Source organism: Scytonema hankhaensis NUACC26, assembly GCF_045865695.1.
Taxonomy (GTDB): Bacteria; Cyanobacteriota; Cyanobacteriia; order Cyanobacteriales; family Nostocaceae; genus Scytonema.
The window spans coordinates 63,559-78,560 of the sequence record NZ_BAACAP010000206.1; the positions used below are offsets into that span (position 1 = coordinate 63,559).

Below are 15,002 nucleotides of genomic sequence, written 5' to 3' on the forward strand. Positions count from 1 at the left end.
GTGCATCTGCGTTAAGGGTGCGGTTCCATAACTTTTTTGTGTATTGCACCCAAGTAAGAACCGCTACATCTCTAAATTACAAAGGACAAACAACAAATAACAACAGACAAAATTCTAAAATTCCACAACTACAGGAGCATGGTCGCTTGGTTGAGTTAATTTTCTAGGAGTAACGTCAATAAAGCAGCTTGTAGCACGCTCGTATAAGTCTGGTGTGAGATAATGATGGTCGATTCGCCAACCGAGATTTCGTCGAAACGCTGCAGCCCGATAATCCCACCAACTATAATGCCCGCTTTCTGAGGTAAATTTCCGAAAAACATCGCTGAATCCCAATGACAAAACCTCTCTTAGGGCTTGGCGCTCTGCAACGGAAGCCATAATTTGATTTTCTGCGCTCGCCCCGCTATGAATATCCCTATCTTCTAAAGCTATATTAAAGTCCCCACACATACAAATACTGGGTGAGGACACTAGAAGTGTTTTTAAGTACTCGCGCAGCACTGTTAACCAACGGAGTTTGTAATCGTATTTTTCGCTTCCCACAGAGGAGCCGTTTGGCACATAAAGATTAATAATCCTGACATTATCTATAATTCCTGTAATCATCCGTTTTTGCACGTCCCATTCTGGTTCTAAATTTGACAAAACATCATAAAAACTACTGCTGACATCCGTTAAGGGTTGGCAACTCGCGATCGCAACACCGTTATATGATTTTTGTCCTGATATGTAAAGGTGATATCCTAATTCCTCAAATAGCGCACGCGGAAATTCAGGATCGATAACTTTAGTCTCTTGCATACAGAGCACATCAACCCGATTTTGGTTCAACCAATCGATAACATGTCCAATGCGAGTGCGAATTGAGTTGACATTCCAAGTAGCCACTTTCATTTTTTTTACAAAGATTTATCAGTAGGTAGCGATCGATAGTCAATAGATAATAGTCCTCGGTCAATGGTTGTTGGTCAAGAGTTAGCTATCAGTCAAAAGAATCGATCCCTTCTAAACATTTAGTGCGATCGGTAACAAAACTTTAGTATTTTTATGATCCCCAAGGTAGATGATAAACTTCCGCAAACAGCTTTATATTAAGAGTGTAGTTGCTAAATCGTTATAACCGCTCTCCGTAACTTGTTGGTGACTATTTCTAGGTATGGTTAACCGAAATTGCACTCTTGCAAAATATTTGAGTTAACTTAAGAATCAGATAGGTAAGTATAAATGCTTGACCCAATCGGTTATAAACCCTAGTAATAGACTAGTACAAGCTGCTGAACCAGAACACTTATGAAAATCGCTCAAGTAGCTCCCTTATGGGAACGAGTTCCACCTCCAACATACGGAGGAATTGAACTAGTTGTAAGTCGTTTGACTGACGAACTTGTAAAAAGAGGTCATGATGTTACGCTGTTTGCATCTGGTGACTCGCAAACTCTAGCTAGGTTAGAAGCAGTCTATCCTTGTGCATTACGCTTAGACCCAAACGTCAAAGAGTACGCAGTGTATGAAATGCTAGAACTCAGCCAAGTCTACCAGTTAGCATCGGAATTCGATATCATTCACTCTCATGTAGGGATCTCAGCGTTACCTTTGGCGAGTTTAGTGCCAACGCCTACAGTGCATACCCTGCACGGTAGATTTACACAAGACAATCGGCACGTCTATTCCCATCACCACAAGCAACCTTACGTCAGCATTAGTAACGCGCAACGTCAAATAGATTTAAACTATGCAGGCACAGTTTACAACGGGATTAATCTAGATGATTATCCTTTTGTAGCAAAACACGAAGAACCGCCATATCTGGCATTCTTGGGACGCTTTTCTCCAGAAAAGGGACCGCAATATGCCATTGCCATTGCCAAACAAACAGGTTGGCGTTTGAAGATGGCAGGAAAAGTAGATGTAGTAGACTCTAAGTTTTTTGAACAAGAGATTGCTCCCCAAATAGATGGTCATCAGATTCAGTATTTAGGTGAAATTAACCATACTGAGAAAGCCGAGCTTTTGGGTAACGCCGCTATGACTCTTTTCCCCATTACCTGGCAAGAACCTTTTGGTCTAGTAATGATTGAATCAATGGCAACTGGTACGCCAGTCATTGCCATTAACATGGGTTCTGTATCAGAAGTTGTTGCCAATGGTATATCAGGTTTTGTGTGCCAAAGCTACGGAGAAATGGCAGCAACGATTCCCGCCGCTTTGGAATTAAACCGTCAAACTTGCCGAGAATATATAGAAAGCAAGTTTAGCGTTATCCAAATGGTTAATGGATATGAAGCGGTCTATAACAAGATTATAGAGGCTCGCGTTCATACCAATGGTCGAATTCATTCCGCCAAAATCCAATTTTAATCAACAATTTTTTATCGCATTTATATCAACATTTCTTTAACAAGGAGGACGTAAATATGAGCATGCGATCCAACAGTTGTCCCTGTTGCGGCGATTGCCTCTTGCGTCATGTCCGGCACGGTGAAGTTTACTGGTTTTGTAAAACTTGTTGGCAAGAAATACCATTATTAACAGTCAATCGTTTGTCCAAAGCTGAAACCAGAAACTTAGGGGTTGTGGATAGAGTGGGGGTTAAGAATTAAGAAATAGGGATTGGGAACAAATAAGACAAACGCGGATAATTATCCATCAATTATCCGCGTTCATCTGCGTGCATCTGCGGTTCAAAATTTCCTGTAGTTACGGTGCAACAGTGTTTTCCAAGTTGCGTACTTTTTCCAACCAATCTTTCCCCACCTGAATGCTGATATCGGAACCGAGGTTCCCCGTACTTTCTACACGCACTTCCCCAAATCCTAAAAAATTGCGAATCGATTCAGCACTGTTACCATCACCTTGTTGAGCAACAATGTGAGTTACCTCCAAAGGTTCGCCCCAACTTTTAGCAATGTAGACATTATTGTAACCAGCTTTTTGCAGCACTTTAATTAAAGGTCGGAGATTGGTATTCTGACTACCCGTACTGTCTTGAATGGCAACATGCAGCGAACCTGGTTCGGTAGAAAGAGGTATCAACTCCGATTTCACCTCAAAGTGCTGACCCATCATGCTACTAACACGCTTTTTATCTGGTACCCAGTAGCTTGCTTCAAACTCTCCTGGTTGACTAAACCGACCGGGTAGCATCATCATTTGCATATTGGAGCGGTTTGTTCTCACTCCATAGCCGACTAGTGCTAATAACTCCTCAACTGTTAAATTCGTATCAATATTGTCTTTAACAACGTTAAGAATTTTAGGTAATTGAGTGACAGTCGCCGGGTTGAGGGATTGATCCATTAAAGCTCTCATCACCATTTGTTGCCGTTGGATGCGACCAATATCTCCATTTTCGTCATGACGAAAACGTAAAAGTTGTAATGCTTGGTCCCCATTAAGATGCTGTTTTCCGGCTTTTAAATTAATAAATAAGTGTTGAGATTCATCCTTGTATTTCATATCCTTGGGAACGTAAACCGTGACTCCACCCAAGGCATCGATTAATTTGGCAACTCCCAAAACATTAATCCGAATATAGCGATCGATTCCTACTCCATCCAATACATTACTAACAGTTTTGGCTGTTAATGCTGGTCCACCAAGGACATTTGTAGCATTAATTTTCTTAGCGTTATGTCCTTCTATTCTTGCACGGGTATCTCTGGGAATGGAAAGCATCACTAATTTCTTCTTCTCTGGATCGAATCGCATCAAGAGCATGACATCAGCTAGCCCATCAAAAGAATTGACTTGGGGATGATAACCCAGTTTGAGGCTTTCACTTGGTGGGTGTTGAATGTCCTGTGGAAGTACGCTCATTCCCATCATTAAGATGTTGACAGGACGAGTTAATTCCGAAAACCTCAATCCACTTCCAGAAATGCGATCGCCATCAAACACGGCTGCTTCATCTGGGCTGAGATTTGTTTGTAATAAAGGTGTACTTGTTAAAGAAACCGCTAACAGCGCTCCTGCTGTTGCTGACACCATTGCAATACCACTCATTCCAACCCAGAACCACAACCAGCGCCCCGATTTATGGTTTTGAGTATTGTTATCAATCGAGTCGTTGCGGGGTGCTGAGTAATTTCCTTGCGCCGAAGTTCTTTGAATCGTCACTGACTTCCTCACACTTACTGATAAAAAGTGAAAAATATGCTGTCTTCTAAAAACAGCTAAATCGACTTATAATAACTAACTCTTTTTGATTATTAGCGGTAAATTTACCACTTGAGTGTTAACCAAAACACTTATTGCAGTAATTCTCCTACTTTTTAGTAAATCCGGAGATGTTTTCTTGAAGTATGGCAAGAGAAAACTTAATTTGCCTAGAGCTGATTTGGAGAAAATGCCAAATAATAAGAAAATTAAGTGAAAACACTGAAAGTGATTTTTCATATAAGGTTCTTAAGACAAGTATTTTCCCATCCATCGTTCGGCAAATTCACTAAATCCAGATAAACGGTAAGACTTGCCTTTAGCTATACGAATAATCAACCAAATACTTACTAAAAAGTATCCAGAGGTAAGAAAGCTATTAAGAATAAGTAGACGCAGTGTTAAAAAGTCTGAACTTTCGCCGACTGTTGTTAACAAGAGGTATCCCAAAAGCCAGGTAAACGCCAAGGTTATTGACAGACGACTGAGTGCAAGTTGTTCCCGGCTTCCTTTATGGCGGTAGAGAGTCCATAACGATGGGAAAAACCCAATGACTGGAATTAGATATAGGGGATTGGCGATTGGGGATTGGCGATTGGGGATTGGCGATTGGGGATTGGCGATTGGGGATTGGCGATTGGGGATTGGCGATTGGGGAATGAGGGTTAGAGGTCGGTGACGGGGGGGTGAACATAGGGATTGGATAATGTTGAGTGTTGGGTACTGACAATATTCTTCCCTATGTTGGTACTAAATTCCTCATTCCATACCTAAGAATCATCAACATTTTAATTCTCAATCGCCAATCGCCAGTCCCCATTGCCCCTCAACAAGGAGGGGGTCCTGAGTTCCCCAGTCCCAAATAATCCTAAGTTAGGGGGATGATCGCGGTGATGTAGTCAGAGATAATAAGCTTAAGAAAATAGTATTATTTTAGTTGTATCCCGCAATCGGCAGATGCAGACACGCAAGCTCTTCGACTGGTGGCAAACACTCTCACCTCTATCGCGAATTAGCGCGATCGCTCTGTTCGCTCCATTACTCGTGCTTAATGGTTGGGCAGTTTCAGCAATTTTTCACTACTTTCACTCGCTGATAGTCATTTTAGTTGGTGCGTCAGTGCTAGCGTTTCTGCTTAACTATCCCGTAAGCTGGATGGAGCGTCACGGTGCTAGGCGAGAACAAGTTGCTGTTTTAGTGTTTTTACTGGCTTTATCGGTTTTACTGGGTTTGGGAGTGACTCTCTTCCCACTGGCTTTAACTCAAGCTCAGCAACTGGTGGCTCGTATCCCAGAATTGATTGATTCGGGGCGAGCGCAATTGATGCTGTTAAATGAGAAAGCGGATAGCCTTGGCTTACCGATTAACCTTGATGCTTTAGTCGTACAAATTAACGATCGCGTTAAGGGACAATTGCAAGCAATTTCTGGACAGGTTTTAAATTTGGCTGTCATCACAGTGACTAGCTTGCTGGACTTTCTCTTAACAATGGTTTTGACTTTCTATCTTTTGCAGCATGGGGATGAGTTGTGGCAGAGTTTGGTAGATTGGCTACCTACGAGATTCCGCGACGCTTTTTCAGAAACAGTACGTTTGAGTTTCCAAAATTTCTTTATTACTCAATTAATTGCGTCAACTTGTATGGCGTCAGCCCTGATTCCCACATTTCTGTGGCTGAAAGTACCGTTTGGTCTGCTGTTTGGCTTGACCATTGGTATCATGGCTTTAGTTCCTTTCGGTGGATCTGTGGGGATAGCTTTGACGACACTGATAGTCGCCCTACAAGATTTTACAATGGGGGCAAGGGTACTGATTGCGGCAGTGATTGTCCAGCAAATTTTAGAAAACTTAATAGCTCCTAGAATTCTAGGTAGTTTTACTGGCTTAAACCCTGTATGGGTTCTGATTTCTGTTCTGACTGGTGCGAGAATTGGAGGGCTTTTAGGGGTGATCGTAGCAGTACCCACTGCTGTCGTTATTAAAACTGCTCTTAGTGCAGTACGTTCCGTATCGAGTAGTACGGAAGAGATTGACGGTAGTGAAACTATCTGTATTCAACCACAAGGTACGGATGATGACAGTAGAACGACGCCATTAAATAATCATTCTGTAGAGGTAGCTGCACCCGTTGTTTCAGAATTGCCTCCTAGTTCTCAAGGCAATCGCAATGAAATAAATCCTAAGAACGTGGCTCCACAATTGAACCCATAAATAAAATGCTTCCTGTCCGATTATCCCGAATCGTACAGAAGAAAGGGCGCTCGACAATCATGCTGAACGGTTCTTTAGATGGCACTCTAGCCGAGAGTGGCATAATTCCTACAGAAGTTGCAGCAGCAGCCTCAGTGCCTTCTTCATTAACTTCAACAAACGTTTTATGCTTAACTTCGCTAATTTTGAGGTTTTTACCCATAGCAGAAAAGTTGGCTTTATTGCTGAAAGCCTCGCTCATACCTAATGCTGCTAGAGCGTTATTTAGGTTAATATCATAGTCCATTTTAAAGCGAGGCAAACGCACTAATCCTTCTCTTTTGCTAAACTGAGTCATCCAATTTTCCCAGTTTTCTGCACTTAGATTTTGATAAAAGCTTTTTAAGCTCGATGTCTGTTTGGGAAGAAAAATATAAAGGCTCACTTTACCATCTTTACCATAAGGTAAACTGACTGCCTGAAATTGTTGATTTTCATAATACCTATAGTCACCTTTTTGTGACATCATAGGATGTTGTTTCTGCTGACCCGATATCAGGTAAAATGGGCGATCGCTTGTTTGGGCTTTATCAAATTCATCCGACCAACGACCTTTAAAATAAATAGCATTAATTAAGAACAACACCTGGTCGGGGTCGATTTTTTCGACAATTTTAGGAATTTTTCCTTCAGTATTATCGTTAACCCATTGATTGATAGTATTAGGTGCATTTGTATCTTTAAAGTTTAAGTTAGCTATTTTAGCCGTATAAAATTCTTGATTTCTTTGTATAAAATCTCGATTGAGACTAGCTTCTTTATTTGCCCATAGCGAATTAGCAATAGATAGTTTGACTTCCGGAGCGGGATTTTCTAAACTTTTCTTCAGCGCCGCGTTAGAGGAGTTGATTTGTTGTAGAGTCAACCCCTGTAACTCCAGCGCTTTTGTCATTGCTTCTCTCGTGCTACCATTTGCTCCGTTATAAGTCATGGCTAGAGCAAGAGATACACTTGAGGGGGAAAGAAAAATATTGCGATCGCTTTCATTTTTGAGAACTTCAGAAAATAGTTTAAAACCAAACTTTGTGTTAGCATTGACAAGTTTGGTTTCAGGAGATGATGGTTGTTTTGACATGGGAGACTCCGAACGAGGTTGACTCGTTTGTGCGTATGCGCTCGTGTTGTTACCAAGTTGCGGACATCCTATAACACCCATAAGAACAACGCTAGCTGCAGCAAAAGCATAACGTCTTCCCAAACGAACGCCATAGCGTCTTTGCAAAAAATTCTCGCGAGCATTGCTTTTTTGCTTCATGTTACCATCAGCTCCTAAGTCTGTGTTCTGACTATGGCATTTCAAATGGCTTGTTTACTATATGGTTACAGTTTTGGCAACAGCAGCAGCACGAGTGAACGGGAGGGACGTATCTATGGCGATTTTCATTGGGTGCAATATATGAAAAAGTTATGGAACCGCAGCCTGTAGCAGCCCGTAGCAGATAAATTTGTACTTTAGGGATTTCCAAGAAATAAATTATCTATCTTGTGGAATGGGCGTCCTCGCCCGTTCTATTAAGATAGCAATTCCCATCAATCGTAACGGACTATACAGGCTATTATGACAAAGCCAAATTTTCAGGCGATGACTCGTAAAGATTTACTAGCTTATATGCTCGAACATCGAAATGACGATGAAGCATTTTATGCCTTGATGGACAAGGTAAACGCTGAACCTGGGGAGTTTTATCCTGCCCTACAATCAATTGACGATCTAAAACATTTTCCCCAATTGCTAGAACAATTCCGTCAAGAGCGAGAAGATGAATCGCATTCTTGATGGAGAAGATCGTAGCAATCCCTACCTGACTCCTAAAGTCCACCAAGCTAAAGCATAAGGTTGTGTTGCTTCATTAACTTTTTGGCGGTACTGAACGCGGATTTTGTAGTTACCTGTCGTCGGGACGGGACAAAAAATATGCTCTACACTGTCAACATCGCTAATTGATGAACAAACAGCAGCGCTCTCAGTATCTTCTTTTGCATCTGCTTTGACTAAATGAAGGTCGAGATTGTTTAAACCGCGATCGCGAAAGTCTTCTCCGGCGTCAAATTGATTATTATTATTTTTATCGTTAAGTTCTACCAATCTATCCCAACTTAGAGTAATAGCAACAAAACTACCTTGTTGTAAGGGTTTCGCTATTGTATAATCTACATAGGATTGTGCGTTAACTGTACGATAATCCCATCCCATATTAGGTACTGATTGTGCGGGATTCCATTGACCTGCGCTAAATTGCTGATACGCCCGGAAGGCGTGTAAATGACCCGTTCCCATCTGAGCATCTAAGGGAATTTTGGGGTTTTTGTAGGCATCGGAGTCAAACCAGTCTTTGTTAAGCTTATCAATGAGCGTCCGCGTCATTCCTAAGTACAACCCGTTGCCCATATCTCTGATTTTATCTGTGGAATTCATCAGCACGGCTTTCATAACTTGATGACGCCGAGAATCTACACTCCAGTTGGTTCGTTTTGTCCGCAATTGGCGATCGCCAAATTCTTGCAGTAATGCTACTGTTGCTGTGACTTGAGGAGCAGCAAAACTCGTTCCAGTGACTTTGTTCAGTTTACCATCTGGGTTCAGCAAGGTAATATTATTACCAGGCGCAACTAAAGCGATCGCACGACGCGGACCTAAATTAATTTCTTTTCCAGCGAGTCGAACAGCTAGCCCTTCGCTAACAGCCGCTAAATTAGAAACATCAACTTTATTAAAAATCCCCCCCCGACGAGATGAAAAAGCTACGTTCATCCCGTTATAGTTATCCGTAGGGATAGGAATTCCGCCCTTGCCTTGATTGCCTGCAATTAGGTACAGCGTATCGTGGACGCGACTAGACCAGTCAATGCACATCGTTAGCAGAGCTTTACCATCCAGAACAGCTGATGGACGGGGGTCTCGGTTCAATGGTTCGCCAAAGCTAAAATTAATTGCGCGGATATCTCCACCATTTTGTCCGGCAATATGCTGTGCAGACATACATTCGTCCGGCTGACCTAAGTTTTTACCAGAACCCACTGCTGAGGAATAGAGACGTGCTTGTGGAGCAATACCAGGTAAGGCTTTGTTAGTGCTTACCATAACGCTTGCTACATTATAAGCATGCGGATCGACACCACTATTTGATTTAGCCAATCCATTACGTAAAAATACGCCAGCAAGAGACACGGAGCGATTCTTAGAAACTGCCTTATCCAATCCAAATTGGCCCGGGCGTCCAATTTCTACCTGACCGATCGCAACTTTGCGACCTGTTAAATTGTATGGTGGTTTATGTAACTTAAAAGCATCAATACCGTTAGTTCCAAAAGGACTGTCCAAGGCAATAGCCAGTACAGGCGCACTCAAACAAGAGACGCCCAATCCCCAAATCATCCAAATGTGTTTGTTTACCATAATCGATATTAATTAGTAGTTAGTAGTTAGTTGTTGGTCGTTAGTAGCTCTTAACCAATAACCACTAACCACTAACCACCAACCTTTGTTACTATATTGACAGACGAGGACGCTTAAAAACCCACTAGCCATGACCCAAACCCTTTCTACAAAGCCCATTGTAATCGCTCCATCAATCTTATCAGCAGATTTTAGCCGTCTGGGAGAAGAAATCCGAGCAGTAGACGAAGCTGGTGCTGATTGGATTCACGTAGACGTAATGGACGGTCGTTTCGTACCCAATATCACAATTGGTCCTCTGATTGTGGAAGCGATTCGTCCGGTGACGAAAAAAACACTGGATGTCCACTTAATGATTGTGGAACCAGAGAAGTATGTAGAAGACTTTGCAAAAGCAGGCGCTGATATTATCTCAGTCCATTGCGAACATAACGCTTCACCACACCTACACCGTACTCTCAGTCAAATCAAAGAATTAGGTAAGCAAGCGGGTGTTGTGCTCAACCCATCAACGCCATTAGAACTGATTGAGTATGTTCTAGATCTTTGCGACCTCATATTGATTATGAGCGTTAACCCCGGTTTTGGCGGTCAAAGCTTTATTCCTGGCGTAGTTCCCAAAATTCAAAAATTGCGTCAAATGTGCGATGAGCGCGGTCTTGACCCCTGGATTGAAGTGGATGGGGGGCTGAAGGGTAGTAATACTTGGCAAGTTTTAGAAGCAGGTGCAAATGCGATCGTCGCTGGTTCTGCAGTTTTCAAAGCCAAAGATTATGCTGAAGCCATTGAAGGTATCCGCAACAGCAAGCGTCCAACTCCACAATTAGCAACAGCATAATTTGGATTTACCAAAATTTCTTTCTTGTGGTGCGGGCGTCTCGCCCGCCACATTACAGGACGGGCGAGACGCTCATCCCACAAGGTAGATAATTTATTTCCAAATCCCTTAGAAAAGTTTCCACCTTTCAAACCTTATCTTCTAGCCCAAGTAGTTCCCTTCCAGATACTGATAAACAAAACCCCAGCAACTAATGCTCCGAGATTCCATTTTGCAGATGTTTTAATCAAATTTAAACCTCGAAGAGATTGAGTTGCTTCCGCTTGAGTTTTTATTTGTGCCTTAGCTTTAGAAACGTCTGATATAAGTTGATTTTTAACTTCTTCAGGTTTTTGACCATCTAGTGAACGACCTTGACTTTTGAGAAAATTACTCACTTGTTCCGGTGAGGTTTGGCTGAGTCGCTTCTCCAATTGCTCAGCTTGAGTTATTTGTTGAGTCGATGCCGTTTTGATTTGAGCAACACTTTGGTTATTCAGACGAACGGTATTAATGACTCCTAAAGGGATAAATAATATAAATACTACTCCTAATAATAAAGTTATCCAAGATAAGAATTTCAAAAGAGGAATTTCTAATTTTGTTCTTGAATATAACTCTCCAAAAAAGACTAACACAAACCCAATCAAAGGTACGGGAACCCTTTCAACTAATGCCCCTATAGTTTGAAATTCCCAACCAGGATTCATAAAATTAGGTGGAACGAGCATCTCAATAATGTCGAACAATGCCAAAATTAATAACCCATAACCAAGCATCCTCAAAATAGTCATTGAGCCTTGCTGACTGAAGGCAAAATGTTGTAATTCTTGAATCACGGAAACAGATTTATCACTATTTGATTTAGTCATTTTCTTAGCCTAATGGAACTGAAAAAATAAACAAAAGCTGAGGAGCTTAAAAAGTTTGAAATTGGAAGAACTTTAGATTACCAATATTTATATGATGAAGTTTCTCAATTTATGATGTGTTCCCCACTCTATACCCCTACTTATTTAAATCATAAGAAAAACGTGGTTGCCACCATTGATACCAAGAAAACCAAACATTTTCTAAAACTTGGTAAGCAGCTTCAGGAGAAGAATTATTTAACGGAATCGATAAATGCGTCCAAAGACAGCGTTTGTGTTGTAATTGTTTCTGACCTAGCAGCCAAGACAGTAGATGTTGAGGTTGTATTTCATAATGAAATCGATTCTGGTTAAATTGTTCCTCAGTAAAAGTACTATTGCCATACGGGTTGATACAAGCACTAAGATAAGCTCGTTTTTGGTCAATCCCAACGCCGTAATATCCTATTCCCTTTTGCTGACGTACAGTAGTAGAGGATGTAATTGAAGTAAATTCTTTAATCAGCATGGGAACATTGCCCTCTGTCACATAACGCATTTCAAGATCTAAAGGTAAGTTATTACGAGTGTATTCATAATGCTTTTGGGTAATTAGTTCAAGATGTATTTTTTTCGGATTTGGTAAAGAGCCATTTTTCTTAAACTGCCATTTTGGTAAAGGTACTTGTTCTGAAAAAATAGAAGAAGAAACTGTAACTTTTTCTGGCTTAAGTAAGAGAATTTTTCCGAGAACTAAGAAAGTCATGCTAAAAGTTAGAGCCAAGATTGGAAGACGAAATTGTTTCCAGATAATCACTTTATTGACTATAGTCTTTCTTGTTTGTATCATTACGTTCAATTAAAAACCAACAAAATAATCCAAAAAATAAAACAGAAATCATTGAAAAAACTAAAGAACCATCACCATCATGCCAATATTTAAAAGCCTCTTGTTGTTGTTTCGCTATTAGAATAGCCATGAAAACAACTCTTAAGCCATTAACAAAAAATCCCAAAGAAGTAGCTAGTATAGGCACTAAAATTGTTTGTTTCTTACTTTGGGGAAACATCAAGAGAAAAAGTATTGATAATCCCAACATCTGGAAAATTTGTTCTACTCCAGAACAGCCGGAAAAAACTTCTACACTTCCCGTAGGAAGATAAATTATGTTTCCAGAAAGAGCAACGTTAGAACCCGTGTACCAAAGAATGAAAGCTGCAAACTTAGCAGTAAGAGAAGATATACCATTTATTAGCGATAAGGGAATTATTTTGGGTGCAACAAGACAAAATAGAGCAAGTAGTTCTCCTTTGTATTGATTTAATCCTTTAAAGTCAGAAGCCAGGAGAGCAAGGCTGAGTGCAATAATAAAAGGTGTAAGGTACAAGAATACACCAAAACTTGTTAAAGATGCACTTTTTAAAAGTACCACTCCAATCAGTGATAAACCTATAATGTTAGCAAAAATTTCACTTTTTAGATTTAAGCTATTGCGTTTGTCCCAGACAAGAGAAGATATGGCAGCCCAGTATAAAATAGTATTGCTTAAAAGGTTAGAATTATCTGCTTTCCAACTCAGAGTCAAGTGAATGGTAATTAAGCCTGCTCCTATAGCTACTAGCCAGAATTCTGGGTATCTCAGTTGTTTAAGCGTGGTAAGGTGAGTAACTTTCATGCAGATGTATCAGCAATTTTCTAACTTTCCTGTTCCTTGATAGAGTATAGAAATGACGGATGAGAAACTCTGTCTTCATTGGAGGTAATAATGAGAGACAGAGTTGCAATAGGATTCCTAAATGACGACAACTTGGAAGTAAAAAGTAATGCAACTGGCTTTAACTCTTAGGTGTGAACCTATACTTTTGCATTATCTTTTTGCTGTTGATACTTACGGCGTAAAGCAACACCAATAGTACCAGCTGCTAACGAACCTAATATAGTTAAAGGTTCGGGAACGGGCGCAACTTCGCGCCCAATTTTTTGTGCAACAGCACCGTTAACATCTGAGAAGTTACTTGCAGCAGTGACAAAAGAGCCAGCACCCCCAATCACATTGTTGCTATAGTAAGTACCAAGGTCTGCATCATCATTAAGAATTGGTAAACCATTAATGATAATTCCTGCATTAACTGCGTTATCTCGAGCTGCTCTAAGGGCATTAAGACTAGAGACGTTTTCAGAACCATCACCCGACACATCAATAACTCTTCTGTTCCCAATAAAGTCATTAGTGTCAAGCAGATTTTGTGCAAAGTTAATGGCATTAGCAATACCAGTATTATCATTGGAGGCTCTTGGAGCTGCTGCAATCGCATCAGCGAAAGCATTAGCCTGAGCGGTATTAGTGATAAGAGTCCAAGGTACGGACTGTACTGCATTATCAGACCAGTAAGATAAAGTCGCAGCAATACCCCCTGGTAAATTTGCTATTTGGTTTTGAATAGATGGATTTTTAAATGCGTTTACGTAACCTTGACGCTGTAAGTTAAACTCATTATTATCTACGCTTCCTGAAACATCCACCGAAAGCACTAACTCTGTGTCAACTACGGTAGCAGCAAAAGATGCTAAAGGTGATAGTACACCTAGCGTTAAAACAGCGGAAGCTGTTCCCAAACTTACTACAGACGTCTTCAGCCTACCTGTAGAACAGATTGCACGTAACTTTCTTCTGATTTGAAATCTACTCATTGGAACTCACTCCCATAAATTTAGGTAAAGGTTGACGGTAGATTTACCTGGTAGTGAGATTTTTAACACCTTACAATCATTGCCTACAGCGCTTTTGACAACAGGTATTCAAACAAACTGTTATCTGTTGATAACTAAAAGACTAGTAAAAGAGTTATGAATTTTACCTCCTTTTTGTTTTAGATACCAGCAGTGCTTTCAGTAATACTTGTTAGGTAGGATGAGATTGATACTACTTGATTACTGAAAAAAGTTAAATACTTTTCAACTGTCATAATCTAAAATTAATAACATTGGTGATTTGACTATGGTTTACATCGGACTAAAAATCTGATGACAAGAGAGTTTTTTAAGGAACTATACTTAATAGCTACATGAAGTTTTTGTAAATTTAGCAATATTATTTCGCTAATATACTAAGTTTTAATTAAAATTTTTAGTTTATATTAAGCTTTTAGAGGTTCTCTAATTTAATCACTATAGTATAATACGATAGACCAAGTAAGTTAAGTTTTGTTGCAAGAACCTCTACTCAAAGTAGCAGAAACGCAAGCTTTATTTCTTAGATAAATAGCTAGAGGCTAGGAATGCATTTTTTGAGACTCTGCCTCGCAAACAGATCGATCGCGAGGCGGAGCCTCTAAAAAAGGCATTCCCAGGCAGAGCCTGGGAACGAGGTGAGGAGTCAAATCCTTCATAAGAGGGATGCTTTTCCTCTTGTCAAGACGGGATATTATCCCGCCTTCACTTTATTAATTAACCGTTGATTGCAGGAGCTTCAACTGCTGCCAAGTCGAGAGGGAAGTTGTGAGCGTTGCGCTCGTGCATTACTTCCAT

General features: G+C 40.5%; 15 protein-coding genes. 6 read left to right on the plus strand and 9 right to left on the minus strand.

Annotated features, from left to right (window positions below; translation table 11 throughout):
• Positions 1-114 precede the first annotated feature (114 nt).
• Positions 115-897 carry an exodeoxyribonuclease III gene (gene xth, locus ACKTT2_RS25130; RefSeq protein ID WP_407891632.1) on the minus strand — a complete coding sequence of 261 codons (783 nt, stop codon included), beginning with the start codon at positions 895-897 and terminating at the stop codon, positions 115-117.
• 396 nt (positions 898-1,293) lie between these two features.
• Here xth and ACKTT2_RS25135 point away from each other — a divergent pair, with 396 nt between their 5' ends.
• Together ACKTT2_RS25135 and ACKTT2_RS25140 are read left to right on the plus strand one after the other, a co-directional pair.
• Positions 1,294-2,361: a glycosyltransferase family 4 protein gene (locus ACKTT2_RS25135; RefSeq protein ID WP_407891636.1), complete on the plus strand. Its 1,068-nt coding sequence runs from the start codon at positions 1,294-1,296 to the stop codon at positions 2,359-2,361.
• 56 nt (positions 2,362-2,417) lie between these two features.
• Positions 2,418-2,603: a hypothetical protein gene (locus tag ACKTT2_RS25140; protein WP_407891638.1), complete on the plus strand. Its 186-nt coding sequence runs from the start codon at positions 2,418-2,420 to the stop codon at positions 2,601-2,603.
• Between the two features lie 97 nt (positions 2,604-2,700).
• Here ACKTT2_RS25140 and ACKTT2_RS25145 read toward each other — a convergent pair whose 3' ends face one another.
• Together ACKTT2_RS25145 and ACKTT2_RS25150 are read right to left on the minus strand one after the other, a co-directional pair.
• Entirely contained in the window at positions 2,701-4,119 is a 1,419-nt protein-coding gene (locus ACKTT2_RS25145) for an LCP family protein (RefSeq protein WP_407891640.1), read from the minus strand.
• A 288-nt stretch (positions 4,120-4,407) separates the two neighbouring features.
• Positions 4,408-4,761: a hypothetical protein gene (locus tag ACKTT2_RS25150; RefSeq protein ID WP_407891678.1), complete on the minus strand. Its 354-nt coding sequence runs from the start codon at positions 4,759-4,761 to the stop codon at positions 4,408-4,410.
• On the opposite strand from ACKTT2_RS25150, the gene ACKTT2_RS25155 reads away from it, so the two are divergent.
• Together ACKTT2_RS25155 and ACKTT2_RS25160 are read left to right on the plus strand one after the other, a co-directional pair.
• Complete coding sequence (locus ACKTT2_RS25155; RefSeq protein ID WP_407891642.1) at positions 4,709-4,837, plus strand: hypothetical protein; 129 nt, start codon at positions 4,709-4,711, stop codon at positions 4,835-4,837. The genes ACKTT2_RS25150 and ACKTT2_RS25155 overlap by 53 nt on opposite strands.
• A 278-nt stretch (positions 4,838-5,115) precedes the next feature.
• Positions 5,116-6,369: an AI-2E family transporter gene (locus tag ACKTT2_RS25160; RefSeq protein ID WP_407891644.1), complete on the plus strand. Its 1,254-nt coding sequence runs from the start codon at positions 5,116-5,118 to the stop codon at positions 6,367-6,369.
• Here ACKTT2_RS25160 and ACKTT2_RS25165 read toward each other — a convergent pair.
• Complete coding sequence (locus tag ACKTT2_RS25165) at positions 6,338-7,663, minus strand: serpin family protein (protein WP_407891646.1); 1,326 nt, start codon at positions 7,661-7,663, stop codon at positions 6,338-6,340. The genes ACKTT2_RS25160 and ACKTT2_RS25165 overlap by 32 nt on opposite strands.
• A gap of 303 nt (positions 7,664-7,966) precedes the next feature.
• Between ACKTT2_RS25165 and ACKTT2_RS25170 the strand changes: the two genes are divergently transcribed.
• Complete coding sequence (locus tag ACKTT2_RS25170; RefSeq protein ID WP_407891648.1) at positions 7,967-8,185, plus strand: DUF6887 family protein; 219 nt, start codon at positions 7,967-7,969, stop codon at positions 8,183-8,185.
• A gap of 21 nt (positions 8,186-8,206) precedes the next feature.
• Here ACKTT2_RS25170 and ACKTT2_RS25175 read toward each other — a convergent pair whose 3' ends face one another.
• Positions 8,207-9,805: a S8 family serine peptidase gene (locus ACKTT2_RS25175; RefSeq protein ID WP_407891650.1), complete on the minus strand. Its 1,599-nt coding sequence runs from the start codon at positions 9,803-9,805 to the stop codon at positions 8,207-8,209.
• A gap of 130 nt (positions 9,806-9,935) precedes the next feature.
• Between ACKTT2_RS25175 and rpe the strand changes: the two genes are divergently transcribed.
• Entirely contained in the window at positions 9,936-10,643 is a 708-nt protein-coding gene (gene rpe / locus ACKTT2_RS25180) for a ribulose-phosphate 3-epimerase (RefSeq protein WP_407891652.1), read from the plus strand.
• A 134-nt stretch (positions 10,644-10,777) separates the two neighbouring features.
• On the opposite strand, the gene hpsJ-A is transcribed toward rpe, so the two are convergent.
• The 4 genes from hpsJ-A to ACKTT2_RS25200 form a co-directional block, all read right to left on the minus strand.
• Positions 10,778-11,494, minus strand: coding sequence for an HpsJ-like protein, cyanoexosortase A-associated (hpsJ-A, locus tag ACKTT2_RS25185; protein WP_407891654.1), 717 nt, complete (start codon positions 11,492-11,494; stop codon positions 10,778-10,780).
• A 136-nt stretch (positions 11,495-11,630) separates the two neighbouring features.
• The gene (locus tag ACKTT2_RS25190) at positions 11,631-12,323 is read right to left on the minus strand and encodes a cyanoexosortase A system-associated protein (RefSeq protein WP_407891656.1); all 693 of its coding nucleotides are present in this window, start codon (positions 12,321-12,323) and stop codon (positions 11,631-11,633) included.
• Positions 12,292-13,149 (minus strand): cyanoexosortase A, encoded by an 858-nt coding sequence (crtA, locus tag ACKTT2_RS25195; protein WP_407891658.1) that lies wholly within the window; start codon positions 13,147-13,149, stop codon positions 12,292-12,294. The genes ACKTT2_RS25190 and crtA overlap by 32 nt, the downstream gene beginning before the upstream one ends.
• Before the next feature lie 179 nt (positions 13,150-13,328).
• On the minus strand, positions 13,329-14,165 hold the full coding sequence (locus ACKTT2_RS25200) for a PEP-CTERM sorting domain-containing protein (protein WP_407891660.1): 837 nt from the start codon (positions 14,163-14,165) through the stop codon (positions 13,329-13,331).
• Positions 14,166-15,002: the final 837 nt, after the last annotated feature.